An 18,761-nucleotide genomic window follows, 5' to 3' on the forward strand; every position below is an offset into this window, starting at 1 on the left:
CGGCTCGCAGGGCGGGTCGAACCCGGCGCCATCGAGGATCGGACCGTACCAGCGCCGGGGGGCGGGGGGAGGATAGATCGGCGGGCCGGCTGCGCATCGTCACGGCGCGGATGACAGGCCGGGCGCGGTGGCCGCATAATCGCGCCATGGATCTGCCCGCGCCTCTCGCCTGGCTGGTGGACGAGGCCGGCGCCTCGGCCGCCCCCGACCGGTTTCTGGCCGAGCTCGGCGGCCGACTTCTGGCTGACGGCCTGCCGCTGGCCGGCGGCGCGCTGACGCTCGCGGTGCCGCATCCCATCATCACCCGCCGCACCTGGCTTTGGCGGGCGGAGACCGGGGCGGTGATCGAGGCGCTGAGCTTCGCCGGCGGTCCGCTCGGCCAGGCCGGGCGCGACTGGCTGGCGAGGCTCGGCCCGGTGCAGGAGGGCCCGGTTGGCCGGGCGCCGGATAGTCCGGTGCTGGGCTGGGCCGGAACCCGGCCGTTCGGCCCCGCCGAGTCTGCCCGGCTGCGCCAGGCCGCGCGCTTCGCCGCGGCGCCCCTTGCCGCACTTGCGGCGCGGGCGGCGCTGACAGCGCTGCTCGAGGCTTATCTCGGCCGGCGCAGTGCCGCCCGGGTGCAGGGCGGTGCCCTGCGCCGCGGCACCGGAGAAACCATTCACGCCGCGCTGCTCTATGCCGACCTGCGCGGCTTCACCGCCCTGTCCGAGGCAACCGAGCCCGCGGCGGTGATCGCCGTGCTCGACGCCTGGTTCGACCGCGTCGCCGGTGCGGTGCACGCCTTCGGGGGCGAAGTGCTGAAATTCATCGGCGACGGCATGCTGGCGATTTTCCCAGTCACCGCTGCGCCGGCCGAGGCCTGCGAGGCGGCGCTGCGCGCCGTCGTCGCCGCCCGCGCCGGCATGGCCCATCTCGATGCGGGGCGGCAGGCGCAGGGCCTGCCGCGGCTGCCGTTCGGCGCGGCGCTGCATCTCGGCGAGATGCTGTGGGGCAATATCGGCGCGGTCGACCGGCTGGATTTCACCGCCATCGGCCCCGCGGTCAACCTGGTCAGCCGGCTGGAGGGGCTCTGCCGACCGCTCGGCCGCTCGGTGCTGATCTCGGGCGCGGTCGCCGCCGAGACCACCACACCGCTGGTGCCGCTGGGCGAACACGTGCTGCGCGGCATCGCGGCGCCCTGCACCGTCTTCACCCTGCCGGATGCGTAATCGCGGTCCTGCGGGGCGGCAGCGTCAACCGCAGATTTCGTTAGCTTGATTTTGGCCATCTAATCGTCTCCGAACGTCAAAAACTAGGAGCAGAATAGGGGCACTCAGACCCACTGCTCCGGGCTACTGCCGCGTGCGTGCTAGGAGAAAAGGTCGAAGGCTCAAGAACGCAAGCTAAGTCATTGCATCGCAGTGGCTTTTCGCATTTTTACTTGCAAATGGCGGACATGAACTTAGACGAAATTGGCGGGCTCTCAGTCGGCTTCCGCCCCCTTCGGCGTCTTCATCCGGTACGGTTTCATCAAAGATGACCGACCAGACAACATCCATCAGCCTGCAGCGCCTCGACGCCATGATCGTCGCTTGGGGGGAAGGCCGGACTGGCGCCCTGAGCATTTGTGGCGCAACTGCGACCCATGGCATGTGCATGGAATGGCGCGAAGACACCGTCCTCGGGCAAGGTGCGGCAATGCTATCAAGTCACGATGATAGTCATCAATTCGCCCTTCTGCCGTGCAGACTTTGGTCTTCCGCTTGATTGGCGCGAACGCGACTTCCTATTCCAAGCACGCTCGAATGCTTAGGCTCAGGTTTAAGGTGGCGGCGCATTGCGGTCTGGGCAATCAAGGGTTGAGCCTTCCTCACATGGAGAAGGCTGATCGCCAACGCCGCCATAACGTTCAACGAGTTTTGCGAATCCGTAGGCGAAGGCGGAAAGAAGCGCCAGGATAACCACTATTCGGATGGCCATAGGGGATCGTAACAGGATCCCACATTGGATGTCGCAATTCCTCCGCTGCCGGTAGTGCGTCAGTTTGAAATTTGACCTTTGCCGTGTCGCATCCGGTCCCGGCTCCTATATGCTTAGCGGAGGTACGCAGGAGACGTGGGTCATGAGCGTGACGTCTGGTAAGCCCGAGCATGTCGCTACCGCTTTTGCGAACGCTTGGAACCGGCATGACATGGATGAGTTTGCGTCTCTGTTCGTTTCCGATGCTAATTTCGTTAACGTGGTAGGTGTTTGGTGGAAGAACCGATCCGAGATCGAAGCGGCGCACCGAGCCACCCATGATGCCATGTTTCGGGATAGCCGATTAGAAGGCGATATCTCGTCGGTTGTGGAATTGGCTCCGGGGCTTGCTGCTGTTCATTACACTTGGACCCTTACGGGAGCATTTGCTCCTGACGGGTCCCCGGCCGGGGTTAGGAAAGGCATATTGCTTCTGATTGCCCAAGAAGGGCAGTCGGGATGGCGAATCAAGGTGGCTCAGAACACGGATATTGTTCCAGGCGCAATCGCCCCAGCCGGCTCAAAAGGCTAGCTCGCGCCAACCGGAGGCGGAACAGGGCGTCCACCAGCGAGTCTGACCACCAATACGTATGCGTGTCGGAATGCCGAATTCGACTGCTTTGATCCTCATCACCGAGGCCGTCAGCGCCACGCGTGCCGAATTCCTGGACTTCGCCAAGGCCCATGGCGCGATGGACCTGAGGGTACCGGCCGAGGTGCGCGTCGTTGCGAAAGTGCCTGTCCTCAGCTCCGGCAAGCTCGATTACTCCGCCGTGACCAAAATGGTGAGCGGCGAAGACATGAAAAGAAAGCGGTTTGCCGCCTCACACCTTGGCGGGATAATTCCGGGATTATGTAGATGCCACCCCCGCCGGCCGCGCCCGGCGGCAGCTTTGCGGCCAGCAATGGAAGATCGTTGACCTTCGAAATGCGCTACTACCGGTCGTTGACATTAGGCTCGAATGTCAAGCAATAATATCCGCAGCGGACCACGCGGGATCGCACGTCCAAGAACACGTAGACCGTAGCGTGGCATTGTCGCGAGTGCATTCGAGCGCGAGTGTTCAAGCGCGTTCAGAAAACGAAGCACCTTCATGGATGCCGACGGACCGATTGTCACTCCTCTCACTCGCCTGCTCGGTATTCGCCATCCAATCGTGTCGGCCCCGATGGGGCGTGCATCACTGCCGGAACTTGCCGCAGCAGTGACCAACGCCGGGGGCCTCGGCGGGCTTGGGTTCAGTTGGGACAGCCCGCAGCGCATCGAAGAGCTAGTTGGTGCCGTGCGGCGGCTTACTGATGACGGTCCCTTCCTCGCCAACTTCGTCCTTGAATGGGATCAGCACCAGAGGATGGAAACTGCGCTATCGGCCGGCGCTCGGATCGTCTCTTTCTTCTGGGGTGACATCGCGCCCTACATGGATCGTGCAAAAGCCGCGGGTGCGCTGGTCGTTCACACCGTCGGAACTCCGGAAGAGGCGCGTAGATCAATTGATCTCGGTGTGGATATTCTGGTCGCGCAGGGCAATGAAGCCGGTGGTCACGTCTGGAGCCAGCTATCAACCATGGTGCTCGTGCCGCTTGTGGCCGATGTGGCCGGGAAGGTGCCCGTTCTCGCGGCTGGTGGAATTGCCGATGGGCGAGGCCTTGCTGCGGCTCTCATGCTGGGCGCATCAGGTGTATGGCTCGGCACACGGTTTCTTGCTTCGACTGAAGCGGCTTGTCACGCCGATTACAAGCGGCGTCTCATCGAAGCTGCCGCGAGTGACACGATCGAGACCACTCTTTTTGACGGAGGCTGGCCGGATGCACCGAGCCGCGTGCTGCGGAACCGCACGGTCGAGGCATGGGAAGCGGTGGGGCACCCCGAGTCCGGTTCGAGACCTGGGGAAGGCGAGGAGATTGGCCGCACTCCCGATGGCAACCCAGTGCGGCGCTACTCGTTCGCCAGCCTTCTCAGTGGAGGTCAGGGGGAAATCGACGACTTCGCCATTTACGCGGGCGAGTCCGTCGGATTGGTGCATGAGATTCTACCAGCGTCTGACATTGTCAGAGCCTTGATCGAGGATGCAGCACAGATCATGGCGCAGCGAGCCGGGCATTGCAGCGACTGCTCGACAAAGGGCTGAGAGGACGGCGTGGGTGTAATTCTGAGGGGAGATTGAAGCAGTCGTGGCATACGAAGCTACGATCTTGTGGCGTCTGCTACATTATTCCAGATAGTTCCACGCATGAAAACCCGAGCGGCTTGACATCGCCGACTGAGGAAGTCGGCCCGTTTGCCCAATCACATGCAACTAAGGTCGTCTTGGCTCAAAGGTAGCCTTTGGCCGAGGTCGGTTCTGAATTGAAGCCGGCCTACATCTATCAAGAAGTGAACGGCAGTTTTGCGCTTCAATATCGGCCGCAGAGGCGAATTTTGCTTTCGCCCAAAGCATCGCAGCTGACCATGCTGAAGGTCGCGCTCGCACCACCTGCCGACCTCGGCACCTCTAAGCGCAAACGTCTGGTGTGATGCACCGATGCGCGCCCGTAGGGCATCTCGCTGTTACATCGCCGTGACAAAAGCACCGCCACAGTGGCGTCAACCGGTTACACAGGGCAGGAAATATCTCCGGCCTTCTGGGAGTGACGTGTCAGCGTCTCCAGAGGCTGCGTGGGCGCGGCGACTGGAACGCTCCACGCCTCGCAAGTGGGATAGCGAAATCTCGTGAAGGCAAGGTCAAGCTGCGTTCTCCGTTCTGTATCGGCAACGGCCGGCGACTGGGAAAGATAGATACGATGCACGTGGGGCGTCAGGAAGTTGGCAGGACACAGACGCGGGGCGGCCCCCGTGCAGGCGCTTGGCTGAGCGGTGCAATGACCACGCAGCGCCACCTCGCAGCGATCATGGCTTGCGACGTGGTCGGCTATTCGCGCCTGACGGAGCGCGACGAGCGCGGCACGCTCGAGCGGCTGAAGATCTACCGCAAGGACCTCCTCGAACCGCTGGTCTCCGTGCACCAGGGTCGGATCGTCAAGCTCACCGGCGACGGCATGCTGTGCGAGTTCGCGAGCGTCGTTAACGCGGTGACTTCGGCGATGGCGATCCAGCAGGCCCTGGCAGAACACGAGGCGGAGATGCCCGAGGAAGAGCGGATTCGCCTCCGCATCGGCGTCAATCTCGGCGACGTGGTCTGCGAGGAGGACGGCGACCTCTACGGCGACGGGGTCAACATCGCCGCCCGCCTCGAAAGCATCGCCGATCCCGGCACCGTGGTCGTCTCGGGCACCGCCTACGAGCACCTTCAGGGCAAGCTCGATTGCGGCTTCACGCCGCTCGGCAACCTGCGCCTCAAGAACATCGAGCGGCCCGTGCGCGCCTACCGCGTCGAGACCGACGCCAGCGCCTCGGTGGCTGCATCGCCTCCCTTGCCCGAGAAACCCTCGATCGCGGTTCTGCCTTTCACCAATATGAGCGGCGACCCCGACCAGGAATACTTCGCCGACGGGCTGGTGGAGGACATCATCACGGGATTGAGCCGGGTGAACTCGTTCTTCGTGATCGCCCGCAACTCGTCCTTCACCTACAAGGGCCGGGCGGTGGACCTGCGCCAGGTCGGGCGCGAGCTGGGAGTCCGCTACGTGCTAGAAGGCAGCATCCGCAGAGCAGGATCGCGGGTGCGCATCAGTGGGCAGTTGGTGGACGCGATCAGCGGACACCATGTCTGGACCAACCGCTTCGAGGGCGACGTGAGCGACATCTTCGACCTGCAGGACAAGGTGACCGAGAGCGTCGTCGGCGCGGTCGAACCGAGCATCCGGCTGCAGGAGATCAAGCAGGCGCGCATGAAGCCGACCGAGTACATCAGCGCCTACGACCTCTACCTTCGCGCGCTGCCGCGCTTCTATAGCATGACGCGCGAAGGCTTTGCCGACGTGCGCCGGCTCACCAACGAGGCGCTCAGCATCGACCCTGGCTTCACCTTGGCGAAGGCACTCGGCGCCTATATCCGTAGCCTATCCGTGAGCCAGTGCTGGCACCAGCCTGACGATATCCGAGTCGCCGCGCGCATGGCGCGAGAGGTACTGGCAGAAGCGCGCGACGACCCCACGACCCTACGCTTCGCCGCGCAGGTGATTGCCTACAGCGCGAAGGACTACGAGATGGCGCTGCGCACGATCGAGCGATCCCTGCTGCTCAACCCCAATTCGGCGCAGGGCCATACGGGCAGCGGCTGGGTGAACGCACATTCCAGCCGCCCGCTAGTCGCCATCGAGCACTTTCACAGGGCAATGCGGCTGAGCCCGGTCGACCCCGAAAAGGGCATCGCGCTCTCCGGCATCGGAATGAGCTACCTGATGCTCGAGCGCTACGAGGAAGCGTTGGCATGGGGAGAACGCGCGCTGCACGAGATGCCGAACTACGGCTCCTCGCACCGGGTGGTGATCATGGCGCTGGTCAAACTCAACCGGCTGGACGAAGCGCAGGCGGCGGCGCGGCGGCTTATGAAGGCGTTCCCGACCTACACGCTCACCCTGCAGAGACAGATCAACCCGTGGCTGGACGAGGTGTTCGCCGAGCGTTACGTCGAGGCGCTGGGCATCTCCGGCGTGCCGGAGTGATCGTCGCGGTTGCAAAGATGCCCGGCGAGGCGACGTCCCCTTGACCCGCGTCGCTTCTGGAAGGCCAGTTCTCTGGCGGCTTGTCTTAGGACTGAGCGCGTAGAGCAGCCGTGAACAGCCGGCGAGCTCTCTGTTGAATTCGCGTCGAACTTTCGGTTTCGATCCGCTTCTTATAAGGCAACAGGCAACCTCCGGCCGGTTCAGATCCTGCTTGGGCACACCGAGATCGAGAATACGGTTCGCCATCCGGATGTCGAGGTCGGGGACGCGCTCACACTCGCCGAGGGAACCGAGATCTGATCACGATGGCCTCTCGACTTCGCCGAGAGGCCATCATGTTCTGAAAAGCCACCGCTCAGTTACGGGGCTGGATTTCAGCAGTGCGCCGCATCACAGCCGTTCGGCAGGGGAGATGGTCATCCCGAAAGCCGCCGGTCCACTGTCGCCCATCAAAAGCGGAACCATGCGGCGTTGAGGCGCTAGGCGAGTTTGCGCCTCGTCTCGGCCGTTGCGACGAGTTCTGCCACTTCCTGAAAGCGCACGCTAACGGCGATCACAAGCCAGATCCGGCCGAGCACCCAGAAGGAAAGCGCCGACCGGAGCAGCAGCCAGAGATGCGGTGTTGGCATTTTCAGGCCCCTGAATTCGGCCCGGCTAAGTTTGATGGAAAAGTTCGAACAGGCGCCAGGCATTGATCGGTAGCAGCATCAGTTCCAACAGGCTCAGGGATAAGCTGCCGATGGGGGCGCCATAGGCAAAGCACAAACAGCTCAGCACCGCCGTGATGTGCAGCCTCGGCATGGCTTTCATTGAGTAGGTGAGAACGGTGAAGAACCTCCGAGGAAGTCGATCGTCTCGAGCCGACAAGGCGAAGGTGCCGCGATACGTGAGTCTGGTCGGCATCGATCCACGGAATGAATGCTTGACCTCAAGTTAACTTGAGCTTGTACGATTCGGCTATACGGATTGAAGGAGCATCGGCAATGCTGACCAACATTGATGTTCAGGGACTTCGTGTAGCAGTCACGGGCGGCACGTCCGGCCTAGGACTGGCGCTTGTCCGGCAACTTGCCAGAGAGGGTGCGTTCGTCGCCTTCGTTGCACGCACTGCCGCGAGCGTCGAACGCGTCGCTGACGAGACGGGCGCACATGGCATTGTCGGCGACGTCGGCAAAAAGGACGACATCTACCCGATCGCGTTGCAGGTCACCGCGAGCCTAGGCGGGCTCGACGTTCTGATCAACAATGCGTCGAGCCTCGGGCCCGTCCCACTGGCGCTCCTTGCCGATACCGAGTGCGAGGAGCTGGAAAATGCGCTCGCGGTCAACCTCGTCGGCGCGTTCCGGCTGACGAAAGCACTGTTCGGTGCACTTGCCACGTCCGCGCGCGAGGGCCGTGGCGCGCTGGTGATCAACATCTCCAGCGACGCGGCGGTGAACGCCTATCCCGGCTGGGGTGTGTATGGCGCGAGCAAGGCCGCTCTGGCTCACCTGACGGCGATTTGGGACGAGGAGGCGAAGGCCGACGGCATCCGGCTCCTCGCGCTCGACCCCGGCGATATGGACACCCCGCTGCACGCGCTGGCGCTTCCTGACGCCGATCCGTCGACATTGAAGCGTCCCGACCTGGCTGCTGCCGAGATCATCGAAAAGATGCTCGATACGTTGCCGGCCGGCGCAACACTTCTCGCCGAGACACGCGGATGATTGCCGCCGACCGTCCGGTTCGGCGTGCCGCCAGGCTGCTCGTCGTCGAGGCGGACGGCGCGACGCGCGACCTGCCGCGCAGTGAACTCGCGACACTGTTCGATACCGGCGATCTGGTCGTAGCCAATGACGCCGCGACCTTGCCTGCCAGCTTCCACGGCACGCATATTCCCAGCGGCGAGGCGATCGAGATCCGCCTGGCAGGCTGGCTGTCACTTCCCGATCCAACCCGCTTCGTAGCAATTGCCTTCGGCGCAGGCGATCACCGCACGCGCACCGAAAATCGGATGCCTCCGCCTCCGCTGTCACCAGGCGATCGCCTCCGGCTCGGCCGGCTTGAAGCCGTCATAGAGCGCCTTTTCGACCATCCTCGCCTTCTCGAGTTGCGCTTCCCAGGCAACCGCGCAGCGGTGCTTGCAGGACTGGCGCAGCACGGCCGGCCGATTCAGTATGCGCATGTTCGCGAACCGTTGGCACTTTGGAATGTTTGGACGAAGATTGCCGCTGGGCCGGTGGCGTTCGAGGCGCCATCGGCAGGCTTCGCACTCGACTGGCGCACACTCCAGGCCTGGCGTCGGCGAGACGTCGGCTTCGCAACACTCACGCATGCCGCGGGTGTGTCTTCCACCGGGGACCCCGCGCTCGACTTGCGCCTGCCTTTCGACGAGCCGTACCGCATCCCCGGGCGGACGGCGGCGCAGGTCGCGCGGGCGAAGCTCCGCGGAAGCCGCATCATCGCAATCGGCACGAGCGTGGTGCGCGCGCTTGAGGCAGCTGCCAACCCCGACGGCAATGTGCGTGCCGGAAATGGCATTGCGACGGGGCGCATCGCGCTGGGCACGCCACTTCGCGCGGTCGATGCGATTCTAACAGGCGTCCACCAGTCTGGCGAAAGCCATTTCGAGCTCCTGCGCGCCTTTGCCGACGATGCTCTGCTCGCCAAGGCCTCCGCAGCCTTCGCCGAGCACCGATACCGCACGCATGAATTCGGCGATTCCATGCTGCTCAATCGCCAACGGTTGGATCGATCGCGCGAACAGAAACGACCGAAGCGCGCAAAAGGAAGCCTCAACTCTAGGCGATCCGATGATCTTGGTTTTCCAGCCTTTCGAAAATGACATTTTGATTAAGTAATTCATCTAAAACAACTATTTTTGACACCAGTAACTTCGACTCTAGGGGTCCGGAGTTCGAATTTCGTCGCCGGGAGTCACGCGCGAGCTGCGGCTGAGACGCGGATAGGCCCGCGCCCTGCGCCGCCCAGCGGTGATCGCCACCACTGCCTATTCGCCGCGCGGGGCTGAGCCGGGACCGACGATGGCGGTATTCAAATTGACGCTAATACAATATTGCCTACGCTCCAACGTTGGGCGAAAGTGTGCGCCGAGAGGCAGGAGGCCATAGTTGGCTTTAGCTTAGACCTTGCCCCAATCACGAGAGAATACCTTGCAGCTCGTGAACCGGCTCAAGGCAGCAGCTTGTGCTTCAGCCTAGGCTGAAGATGCCAGGTGGATCGTCTCTTCCACTGTAACGTTGCGTGGTTGGGAAGCAATTCGGCAAGCCTTTTCACAGAACGAAGACAGAGATCTCGCTTGCGCAATACAGGAACTCAGCTACTACCCTGATGTTTGGGCAGGATGCCTTCGATGCGCCATGACGACCAGGAAACTGGGAGGCGACGCGTGAAGTCTTGGTAAGGGCAGCTGGCACGTAGTGGTGGTGTCGACGATCGGCTGAACGCCCGGGCTCCAGACAGTGTCGAGGAGACAGCGGATGAGGCAACTCGAATTTTTCTATTTCCTTGGGAGTGGTTATGCATACCTCTCCGTCATGCGTATCGGCCCTTTGGCGAGGGACGCTGGCACGCGATGAACGGGAATGTTTGATATGACAACGTTGACAGTGACGACAAGGGGACAGGTAACGTTCCGCAAGGACGTGCTGCAACATCTGGGCATCAAGCCGGGCGAGAAGATCGAGCTTGATCTGCTGCCCGACGGTCGGGCGGAATTGAAGGCGGCACGCGCGAAGGGGTCGTTCCGGGACCTCCACGGCTTCCTCAGAGGCAAGACGAACGGCCGGGCGCTCAGCATCGAGGAGATCAACGAGGCGATAGCGGAAGCGGGCGCCGCGGCCGGGTCCGGCAAGGAATGAGGGTTACGGCCGACACGAATGTGCTTCTGCGCGCCTATGTCGCCGATGATGAGGGGCAGGCGGCCATTGCGGTCGACCTGCTGGCCAAAGCCGACATCGTGGCCGTGAGCTTGCAGGCCTTGTGCGAGTTCGCCTGGGTTCTGGCCCGGCAATACCAGACAGAGCGCGATAATATTGCCGCGGCGATCCGGGCGTTGCTGAACACCGCGAATGTTGTAGTCAACCGGCCCGCAGTTGAGGCAGGGCTGTCAGTCCTCAATGCCGGCGGCGATTTCGCGGACGGCGTGATCGCTTTTGAAGGCGGCTGGCTTGGCGGGGAGACTTTCGTCTCGTTTAATCGGAAGGCCGTCAAACTGCTTTCGGCGCAGGGACAATCCGTACAGCTTCTTTTCTAACGTTTCCGCGGTGGTCTTTCGCCCTGTGCTGTCCGTCTTTAGAGGCTGCTGCGAGCAATCAGATTCAGTCTGCGGTTCGGATGTCAGATCAAGAATGGCGCGGTGAGAGCCGATAATCGCCGATAGATGGGTTCTGGAAATCCTTGGAAATTCTCCAACTACGAGGCCGACTTGGTCGCGCAGATCGCGTAGCGATGCTGCGTCGAGCGTTCCAGCGCCCTGAGGAAGTTCATGTGCCGTGCCTGCGCGCGATGAATCGCGCCGAGCCGGGTGTCGACCACCGGTATCTCGAAGCCAGCCTCCACGAGAAGCGCGCAAACCTCGTCCGCTTTGGCGCCGTGCGAAAAGTGCAGCCGCGACAGGATGCTGCGATGGCGGTCCGCCATCGCCTGATCCAGTCCGTGGACCGGCTCGCCTGTCCGGCCAATGGCCCTTTCCAGGACTTGTCGCAGAGAGGTTACCCAGGTCTTACTGACGAAATCACCATCAATGATCAGCAGCCGTCCGCCAGGCTTGAGCAGCGAGAACCATTCGGCGAACGCCGCTCGCGGATCCACCAACGTCCAGACGAGATGACGGGTGACGAGGACGTCGTAACTTTTTCCTTTTTCAAGGGTGCGCTCGGCGTCGCCGATCAGAAACCGCATGCCGCTTTCCCTCTGCGTCGCCTTTGCACGCGCGCGGGCAAGCATGGCCTCTGACCAATCGAGCCCGGTCACGGCATAACCCAGGTCGTGCATGAGATGGGATAGAACCCCGGTGCCGCAAGCGAGATCGAGCGCGCGACGCCCATCCCCAGGCCCCAAGTGCTTGAGTATCAGCCTGTGCCAGGCCAGGCGTTCCCGCTGTGAGAAGATTTCATGCCCCACCGAAAGGTCGAATGTTCCGGCGCGCGTCGACCAATAGTCGCGTATCTCGTCCCGCAGCGAATAATTGGGCTCCCCCGCCATTCCAGACCCCTTGTCGTCGCACCAGTCTGGAATGGCTCTAAAAGATATTTCTTGAGAATTGAAGTCATCTTTTATAAGCCACCTCTGGCTAATCCACTTCAAGAGAGGGCGCGATGAGTTTCGGAAAGATCCCAGCAGGGACGATGGCGGCCGCTATAGTCGCCCTGTCGATGACCCTGGCCGCCAGGGCCGAAATGGTTGCAGTGACTGACATCACGGGCCGCCAGGTCGAGGTGAACGTCCCGGTCGAGAAGGTAATCCTGGGTGAGGGCCGGCAGGTCTATCTCGTCGCGGCGCTCGACACCGAGGATCCGTTCAAGCGCATCGCTGGCTGGCGCGAGGATTTCAGCCAAGCGGATCCGGACAATTACGCCGCCTATCTGGAAAAATTCCCCAGGATGGCGGAGATCCCGACTTTTGGCGGCTTCAAGGACGGTACTTTCGACGTCGAGCAGGCCGTCTCGCTCAAGCCCGACGTCATCCTGATGAATATCGAGTCGAAGCAGGCTACGGAAGACGGCAAGTATATCGAGAAGCTCGCCGCCGCCGGCATTCCGTTGGTCTATGTCGATTTCCGCGAGCGCCCCTTCACCAACACCGAACCCAGCATGCGCCTGTTTGGCAAGTTGTTCGGCAAGGAGGAGCGCGCCGAGGAATTCATCACCTGGCGCGCCGCCGAGATCGCGCGCGTTACCGATGTCATCGAGAAGGCCAAGCCGCAAAGGCCCAAGGTCCTCATCGAACGCGCCGGCGGCTATTCCGACGACTGCTGCATGAGCTTCGGCGACGACAATTTCGGCAAATTCGTCGAGATGGCAGGCGGCGACAACATCGCCAAGGACATCATCCCCGGCACGTTCGGCACGCTCAATCCCGAACAGATCATCGCATCCGACCCGGATCAGATCATCGTCACCGGCGGATGGTGGGAAGCCTATGTGCCGGGCGGTGCCTGGGTCGGCGTCGGGCCCGGCCGTGATCAGGCAGAGGCGCTGCGCAAGCTGAAGGCGCTGACCGAGCGGCCGGCGCTGACCGGCGTGAAGGCCGTCGAGGATGGCGCGGTGCATGCCATCTGGCATCAGTTCTACAACAGCCCTTATCAGTTCGTGGCCATCCAGCAGATGGCGAAGTGGCTGCATCCGGATCTTTTCGCCGATCTCGATCCCGAGGCGACCTTCAGGGAGTTGCACGAGAAATTCCTGCCCGTCGCATACAGACCCGGCCACTGGGTCTCGCTGACCGATGTCGATTGAATCGACGGCCGTCAGCACCGCGCTCGACAGCACCAATGGACGGGGGCGTTACCGCGCTCTCGTCTGGCGGCGGCAGTTGATCCTTGCCGGCCTCGGCGCTGCCCTGCTCTTCAGCCTGTGCGTCGACCTTGCAGTCGGTCCCGCCCGCTACGGACTTGGCGAGGTCGTGCGGGCACTTGTGTTCCCCGACACGGTGCCGCCGCAGGTGCGCGTGGTGCTCTGGGACATCCGCATGCCGGTAGCCCTGATGGCCATTGTCGTCGGGGCAGCGCTCGCCGTGGCCGGCGCGCAGATGCAGACCATTCTCAACAACCCACTGGCGAGCCCCTTCACGCTCGGCATATCCGCCGCCGCGAGCTTCGGCGCCGCGCTTGCACTTGCCTTCGGGGTGAGGCTTCTCCCCGCCGCAGTCGGATATGTAGTGCCGATCAACGCCTTCGTGATGGCGATGCTGGCGGCCTTCCTCATTCACGTGCTGAGCGTAAAGCGCGGCGTCAGCGCGGAGACCATCGTGCTGCTCGGCATCGCGCTGGTTTTCACCTTCAACGCGCTGCTCGCGCTCGTCCAGTTTTTCGCGTCGGCGGAAGCGCTGGCGGCGGTCGTCTTCTGGACAATGGGCAGCCTCACCAAGGCCACCTGGCCCAAGCTTGCAGTCACTACCTTCATTCTCCTCGCAGTCTTACCCGTTTTCGCCCGTCGCGTTTGGGCGCTGACGGCGTTGAGGCTCGGTGAGGACAAGGCGGCCAGCTTCGGCGTCAAAGTCGGTCGCCTGCGGCTCGAGACGCTCATCCTGGTGAGCCTCCTCGCCGCCATTCCCGTCGCCTTCGTCGGCACCATAGGTTTTATCGGCCTCGTGGGCCCGCACATCGCGCGCATGGTCATCGGCGAGGACCAACGCTTCTTCCTGCCCGCCTCGGCCCTTGCGGGCGCGCTCATCCTGTCGGCTAGCTCGGTCGTCAGCAAGTCGCTTATCCCGGGGACGGTCTTCCCGATCGGCATCGTCACCTCGCTGATCGGCATCCCGTTCTTCATCTCGCTCATCCTGTCCAGCACGAGGCGCTCATGGTGACGATCCGGCTCGAGGCGCTCGGCGCGCGCTACGGCACGAGCCTCCGGCTTCGGGATGTGACGACGCCTGCGTTCGAGGGCGGAGACATCGTGGCCGTGATCGGTCCGAATGCCGCCGGGAAGTCGACGCTCTTCAGGCGCATCGCCGGCCTCCTGCACGGTCCGGGAGCAATGCATGTCGAGGGGGCCATTCGCGGGAAGAGCGGCATCTGCTACATGCCACAGGAAACGTCCGCCAACGCGGTGCTCACCGTCTATGAGTCAGTGTTGCTCGCCCGTAAGCAGGGTATGGGCTGGTCTGTGGGCGACGATGATCTGGCTCGCATCGACGAGACGCTAGCGGCGCTCGGCATCGCCGACATCGCTTTCCGCAACATTGGCGAGCTTTCCGGCGGCCAGCGGCAACTCGCCAGCCTGGCACAAACGCTGGTGCGCGAGCCTGAGATCCTGCTGATGGATGAACCGACATCAGCACTCGATCTGTCGCGGCAGGTGGAAGTGCTCGGCCTCATGCGGGGACTTGCTCAGGCGCGAGGCATGGTCGTGCTGATCGCCCTGCACGACCTCAATCACGCCCTGCGCTTCAGCGATCAGACAATGGTCATCGCGGACGGCCGGCTGGTCGCATGCGGGCCATCGCCGGCCGTCATCACATCCAATCTGCTGCGGGACATTTATCACCTCAACGCCCGCATCGAGCCGTGCTCGCGCGGCATCGGCCACGTCATCGTGGACGGCGTGGCGGATGGGCGTCGGACGGTCATTATGGCGGCAGCGGAAACCGAATCCGGGATTAGGAGCAGATTCGAAGCGGCAGCCGTTCCGGCCGTGTGACGGCAACCGCATTATGCCGGTTGATCGACGCCGCGCACTGATCGACCTGATCCTCTGACGGCTGGTTGAAGGCGACAGCGTGCTTGCATTCAACTCAAGGCATGGCCGGCCAATCCATAGACCCAAGGCCCATTGCCTTCTCGGTTCAGGAAGCGGCGCCCTTTGGACATGGTCGTAACGGTCTCGGCAATGCCGAGGCCGCACTGCTGGAGAAACGCGGCAAACACGCCATCCTTCTCGCGGGTGTCGACGCGGGCGAACCGTCCTGCCAGTTCCTTCAGATGCACGGCTGTGAGATGGACCGCATCAAGATCGTTGCGCGCGACCATGGGGCCGATCACGTGACCACGTCCGAACTCGCGACACATGGAATAGCCGACGATCTCGCCGCCGCGGCTCAAAGTGCAGATTGAGGCATCGGCCGCGAGCAACGCGAGCAGCCTCTCGCGGTTCGTCCCAAACGCGCGCGTATCCAGCGCCGTGATCTCATTCAGCCTGTCGCTCGGTAACGCCTGCAATTGACCATCCAGGGCCGGCATTGTTGGGAGCGTCTGTGGGACCTCCCCCTGGCGCATGTATACGATCGCCTCGGTCGCGAAGCCGAGTGAGACATAAAGAGGATAGGCAGCATGGGTAGCATTGAGTGCCAAGTTGCGATCGCCGCACTGCTCGAGCACCAAGTCCATGAGCCATCGGCCGCCGCCTTGCGCTTGCGTGCGGGGCGTTGTGATCACTACGCCGATTGTGGCGAAATCGTCTCCGTGGGGAAACCACATCGCACTGCCGAAAACGCGTCCAATACCATCAACGGCAACAATGCCGCGGCCGGCACGGCGCAGAAAGTCCCAATCCTTTGGCCGATGAGGCCAGCGGACTGAGATCGACAGCGCGTGCAGTAGCTTGACGTCGACATCATCAATGTCCCGCGCGACCAGTTCGAAGGATTTCAGGCGTACTGATCTCTGCGTCACAGTCGATCCGCTCCTTCAACGAATGCGCAAGGCACCCGGTGTTGATCCTGTCATCGATCACCATATCGCGACATGCCTCTTTTGCCGCAGCATTATACGGGAAAGCCAGCAGGTTTCGCTGGTTCGAGGTGCTTTTTCGCAATCTTCGGCTAAAGCACGACGCAATTCGGCAGGGAACACTGCCGCCTGCGGATAGGCTGGTTGCACCCGGTGATAGTGTGCAAGCAGAGCGGACCGCCATGAACGTGGAAGAAATCCTCGCGACGCTGATTGGATTTCCCTCTGTTGTGGGCACGCCAAACGGCGCGATCGTCGATTGGATCCGCGACTACTGTCAGGCAGCCGGAGCCGAGGTGACGGTCCTACCCGGTCCCGAGGGCGACCGGTCCAACCTTTTCCTCACGATCGGCCCGCGCCAGGGTCGGGGCTACATCATCTCGGGACATATGGATGTCGTGCCGGCCGGCGAGCCGGAATGGAGCTCGGACCCGTTCGTCCTGCGCCGCGAGGGCGGCAGGCTATACGGCCGCGGCACCACCGACATGAAGGGCTTCCTCGCCTGCGCATTGGCCGCGCTCCCAGGACTTGCGGCGATGAACCTGCGGCAGCCAGTTCATCTCGCATTCTCCTATGACGAAGAGGCGGGGTGCCGTGGTGTGCCGCATCTCCTAGCCGCGTTGCCGAGCTTATGCGAGAGGCCGCTTGGCGCGATTGTCGGCGAGCCGAGCCGGATGCAGCCTGTGCGCGCGCACAAGGGGAAGGCCGCCGCGCGACTCGAGGTGATCGGGCGATCAGGCCATTCGTCACGCCCCGATCTCGGACTCAATGCCGTGCATGCCATGGCCGGCGTCATTACGCATGCCGTGGCCTACGGCCGATCCCTCGCCGACGGGCCGCTCGATGACAATTTCGAGCCCCCGTATTCTTCCTTGCAGGTGGGCGTCATCGCCGGTGGACAGGCGGTCAACATCATCGCTGGCCACTGCACAGCCGATATCGAGGCGCGTGCCGTGCCCGGCGTTTCTCCAGCCTCCCTGCTTGAGCCGGTCAAGGCCCGGCTTTTCGCCCTGCGAGACAGCGGCTTCGATGTGGCGTGGCACGAACTGAGCACCTATCCCGCCCTTGCGCCCGCCAACGGGAGCGAGCTAGCGGCCATTCTGACGGAGCTGACGGGGCAGGAGCCGCTGACAGCCGTCAGTTACGGCACAGAGGCAGGCCTTTACCAGCAGGCCGGCATTGACGCGATCATTTGCGGCCCTGGCGAGATCGGCCGTGCTCATCGTGCCGACGAATATATCGATATTGGTGAACTCGCCGCTTGCTGGAAGATGATCCACGGTCTCGGCGCGCGTTTTGCGGCCTGAAGGAAGGGGCGGTCACCTTGGCGTTTCTTTTCAATTCCGATACCGCGCGTGCTGCGGTCTTCCGCGAGATCTTCGCGCGCCAGCTCCCGGATCTGGAATTCTTCCATTCAGGAGACGAGATGAAGCCGGAGAAGGTGCGCTATCTCATCACCTGGACGGTGCCGGACGAGATCTCGCGCTACCGCAATCTGGAAGTGCTGTTTTCCATCGGGGCGGGCGTCGACCAGTTCAAGCAGGACGTGGTGCCAAGCCATGTGAAGCTGGTGCGCATGGTCGAGGACGGCATCATACGCATGATGCAGGAATACGTCGCGCTCGGCGTGTTGGCGCTCCACCGGGAGATGCCCGCCTATCTCGAGCAGCAGAAAAGGTGCTTTTGGCAACCGATTGTCGCTCGACAGGCGGCCGAACGCCGGGTTGGCTTCCTCGGCCTTGGCATGCTCGCCCGCGCGGCTATCGAGTGCTTGAAGCCGTTCCAGTTTCCGCTTGCCGGGTGGAGCCGCAGCGAAAAGCGGATAGAGGACGTCGCCTGTTTTCACGGCACGGACCAACTCGCGGGCTTTCTGAAGCAAACGGATATTCTCGTGTGCCTGCTCCCGCTCACGGAACAAACGCACGGCATGCTCGATGCAGACTTCTTCGATTTGCTGCCCGTTGGGGCGCAGCTGCTGCATGTCGGCAGGGGTCCGCAACTGGACCAGGCCGCGCTGATCGACGCGCTCGACACCGGTCACGTATCTGCGGCGATGCTTGATGTCACCGATCCAGAACCGCTCCCGGAAGACCATCCGCTGTGGTCGCATCCGAAGGTGATGATAACGCCGCACATCGCCTCGGTGACGCAACCGCATACGGCGGCACAATCCGTCGTGGACAATATCCGGCGCCACCGCGCCGGAGAAGAACTGATCGGCCTCGTCGATCGGACACTCGGCTACTAACCAGGAAGCATCACATGTCACTTCTGATCACGATCGACACAGTTCCAGACTTCGCGCCGAAGGAGGCATTACCGGCTCCGGAGCGGCTCATTTCCGGCAATCCATCCTTTAAGACCTGGGCGCAGGATTCCTCGAAGGAAGAAAGGGTGCTCACCGGTGTCTGGGAGGCGACGCCCGGCGAGACGCACTCGATCAAGGGCACTATCTACGAGTTCTGCCACATCGTTTCGGGTCTCGTCCAAATCGAGGAGAAGGGCGGTGAGACCAAGACCTACCGCGCCGGCGACAGTTTCGTGATGAAGCCCGGTTTCGTCGGCGTCTGGCGCACTATCGAGACCGTGCGCAAGATCTACGTCTGCGTTTACGACTGAGTTCAGTGCTCAAGGTCGGGCCGAATAGCGCCCGCGGCGGCTCCAGAACAATCGGCTTTCCAGGTTCCGCCTGACGCGATTCGACGCCGTCGGGCGGCTCATCCTCGACGGAAAATGCGGCGGGCGGTCCATTATTGTTCCGATGACGCTAGTG

The 18,761-nt window shown here is 62.7% G+C and carries 20 protein-coding genes and 1 pseudogene; 17 read left to right on the forward strand and 4 right to left on the reverse strand.

Annotated elements, in window-relative coordinates; all coding sequences use genetic code 11:
• Positions 1-146: 146 nt before the first annotated feature.
• From NKI95_RS18745 to NKI95_RS34460, 7 genes and pseudogenes are all read left to right on the forward strand, one after another.
• Complete coding sequence (locus NKI95_RS18745; RefSeq protein ID WP_352464139.1) at positions 147-1,205, forward strand: adenylate/guanylate cyclase domain-containing protein; 1,059 nt, start codon at positions 147-149, stop codon at positions 1,203-1,205.
• 893 nt (positions 1,206-2,098) lie between these two features.
• On the forward strand, positions 2,099-2,527 hold the full coding sequence (locus NKI95_RS18750) for an SgcJ/EcaC family oxidoreductase (RefSeq protein ID WP_352718790.1): 429 nt from the start codon (positions 2,099-2,101) through the stop codon (positions 2,525-2,527).
• A gap of 70 nt (positions 2,528-2,597) precedes the next feature.
• Complete coding sequence (locus tag NKI95_RS18755; protein WP_352718791.1) at positions 2,598-2,915, forward strand: hypothetical protein; 318 nt, start codon at positions 2,598-2,600, stop codon at positions 2,913-2,915.
• A gap of 174 nt (positions 2,916-3,089) precedes the next feature.
• Positions 3,090-4,124 carry an NAD(P)H-dependent flavin oxidoreductase gene (locus NKI95_RS18760; protein WP_352718792.1) on the forward strand — a complete coding sequence of 345 codons (1,035 nt, stop codon included), beginning with the start codon at positions 3,090-3,092 and terminating at the stop codon, positions 4,122-4,124.
• 197 nt (positions 4,125-4,321) lie between these two features.
• Complete coding sequence (locus NKI95_RS18765) at positions 4,322-4,510, forward strand: hypothetical protein (protein ID WP_352718793.1); 189 nt, start codon at positions 4,322-4,324, stop codon at positions 4,508-4,510.
• 344 nt (positions 4,511-4,854) lie between these two features.
• Positions 4,855-6,600 (forward strand): adenylate/guanylate cyclase domain-containing protein, encoded by a 1,746-nt coding sequence (locus tag NKI95_RS18770; protein ID WP_352718794.1) that lies wholly within the window; start codon positions 4,855-4,857, stop codon positions 6,598-6,600.
• Between the two features lie 162 nt (positions 6,601-6,762).
• Positions 6,763-6,900, forward strand: a pseudogene (locus NKI95_RS34460) (integrase); the annotation flags it as partial.
• 179 nt (positions 6,901-7,079) lie between these two features.
• Here the strand turns inward: NKI95_RS34460 and NKI95_RS18775 are convergent.
• Positions 7,080-7,229, reverse strand: a complete 150-nt coding sequence (locus tag NKI95_RS18775; protein ID WP_352464145.1) for a hypothetical protein — start codon at positions 7,227-7,229, stop codon at positions 7,080-7,082.
• A gap of 25 nt (positions 7,230-7,254) precedes the next feature.
• Positions 7,255-7,503: a hypothetical protein gene (locus NKI95_RS18780; protein ID WP_352718795.1), complete on the reverse strand. Its 249-nt coding sequence runs from the start codon at positions 7,501-7,503 to the stop codon at positions 7,255-7,257.
• An 80-nt stretch (positions 7,504-7,583) separates the two neighbouring features.
• Here NKI95_RS18780 and NKI95_RS18785 point away from each other — a divergent pair, with 80 nt between their 5' ends.
• The 4 genes from NKI95_RS18785 (at position 7,584) to NKI95_RS18800 (ending at position 10,855) form a co-directional block, all read left to right on the forward strand.
• Positions 7,584-8,306, forward strand: a complete 723-nt coding sequence (locus NKI95_RS18785) for an SDR family NAD(P)-dependent oxidoreductase (protein WP_352718796.1) — start codon at positions 7,584-7,586, stop codon at positions 8,304-8,306.
• On the forward strand, positions 8,303-9,424 hold the full coding sequence (locus tag NKI95_RS18790; RefSeq protein WP_352718797.1) for an S-adenosylmethionine:tRNA ribosyltransferase-isomerase: 1,122 nt from the start codon (positions 8,303-8,305) through the stop codon (positions 9,422-9,424). The genes NKI95_RS18785 and NKI95_RS18790 overlap by 4 nt, the downstream gene beginning before the upstream one ends.
• 769 nt (positions 9,425-10,193) lie before the next feature.
• Complete coding sequence (locus tag NKI95_RS18795) at positions 10,194-10,460, forward strand: AbrB/MazE/SpoVT family DNA-binding domain-containing protein (protein ID WP_352718798.1); 267 nt, start codon at positions 10,194-10,196, stop codon at positions 10,458-10,460.
• On the forward strand, positions 10,457-10,855 hold the full coding sequence (locus NKI95_RS18800; protein ID WP_352718799.1) for a type II toxin-antitoxin system VapC family toxin: 399 nt from the start codon (positions 10,457-10,459) through the stop codon (positions 10,853-10,855). The genes NKI95_RS18795 and NKI95_RS18800 overlap by 4 nt, the downstream gene beginning before the upstream one ends.
• 158 nt (positions 10,856-11,013) lie before the next feature.
• Here NKI95_RS18800 and NKI95_RS18805 read toward each other — a convergent pair whose 3' ends face one another.
• Positions 11,014-11,805 (reverse strand): class I SAM-dependent methyltransferase, encoded by a 792-nt coding sequence (locus tag NKI95_RS18805; protein WP_352718800.1) that lies wholly within the window; start codon positions 11,803-11,805, stop codon positions 11,014-11,016.
• 143 nt (positions 11,806-11,948) lie between these two features.
• Here NKI95_RS18805 and NKI95_RS18810 point away from each other — a divergent pair, with 143 nt between their 5' ends.
• The 3 genes from NKI95_RS18810 to NKI95_RS18820 are packed head-to-tail and all read left to right on the forward strand — an operon-like array spanning position 11,949 to position 14,960.
• Complete coding sequence (locus NKI95_RS18810) at positions 11,949-13,058, forward strand: ABC transporter substrate-binding protein (protein ID WP_352718898.1); 1,110 nt, start codon at positions 11,949-11,951, stop codon at positions 13,056-13,058.
• Positions 13,048-14,127 (forward strand): FecCD family ABC transporter permease, encoded by a 1,080-nt coding sequence (locus tag NKI95_RS18815; RefSeq protein ID WP_352718801.1) that lies wholly within the window; start codon positions 13,048-13,050, stop codon positions 14,125-14,127. Before NKI95_RS18810 ends, NKI95_RS18815 begins: the two co-directional genes overlap by 11 nt.
• Positions 14,121-14,960: an ABC transporter ATP-binding protein gene (locus tag NKI95_RS18820; RefSeq protein WP_352718802.1), complete on the forward strand. Its 840-nt coding sequence runs from the start codon at positions 14,121-14,123 to the stop codon at positions 14,958-14,960. Before NKI95_RS18815 ends, NKI95_RS18820 begins: the two co-directional genes overlap by 7 nt.
• Before the next feature lie 89 nt (positions 14,961-15,049).
• Here NKI95_RS18820 and NKI95_RS18825 read toward each other — a convergent pair whose 3' ends face one another.
• Positions 15,050-15,931, reverse strand: a complete 882-nt coding sequence (locus NKI95_RS18825) for a GNAT family N-acetyltransferase (RefSeq protein ID WP_352718803.1) — start codon at positions 15,929-15,931, stop codon at positions 15,050-15,052.
• 239 nt (positions 15,932-16,170) lie between these two features.
• Between NKI95_RS18825 and argE the strand changes: the two genes are divergently transcribed.
• Genes argE through NKI95_RS18840 form a run of 3 tightly spaced genes read left to right on the forward strand, consistent with a single transcriptional unit; the run spans position 16,171 to position 18,607 of the window.
• Positions 16,171-17,295 (forward strand): acetylornithine deacetylase, encoded by a 1,125-nt coding sequence (gene argE, locus NKI95_RS18830; protein ID WP_352718804.1) that lies wholly within the window; start codon positions 16,171-16,173, stop codon positions 17,293-17,295.
• Between the two features lie 17 nt (positions 17,296-17,312).
• Positions 17,313-18,236, forward strand: a complete 924-nt coding sequence (locus tag NKI95_RS18835; RefSeq protein ID WP_352718899.1) for a 2-hydroxyacid dehydrogenase — start codon at positions 17,313-17,315, stop codon at positions 18,234-18,236.
• Between the two features lie 14 nt (positions 18,237-18,250).
• Entirely contained in the window at positions 18,251-18,607 is a 357-nt protein-coding gene (locus NKI95_RS18840; RefSeq protein ID WP_352718805.1) for a cupin domain-containing protein, read from the forward strand.
• The last annotated feature ends 154 nt before the right edge of the window (positions 18,608-18,761 follow it).

The organism is Mesorhizobium sp. M0306, from assembly GCF_040321655.1.
Taxonomy (GTDB): Bacteria; Pseudomonadota; Alphaproteobacteria; order Rhizobiales; family Rhizobiaceae; genus Mesorhizobium.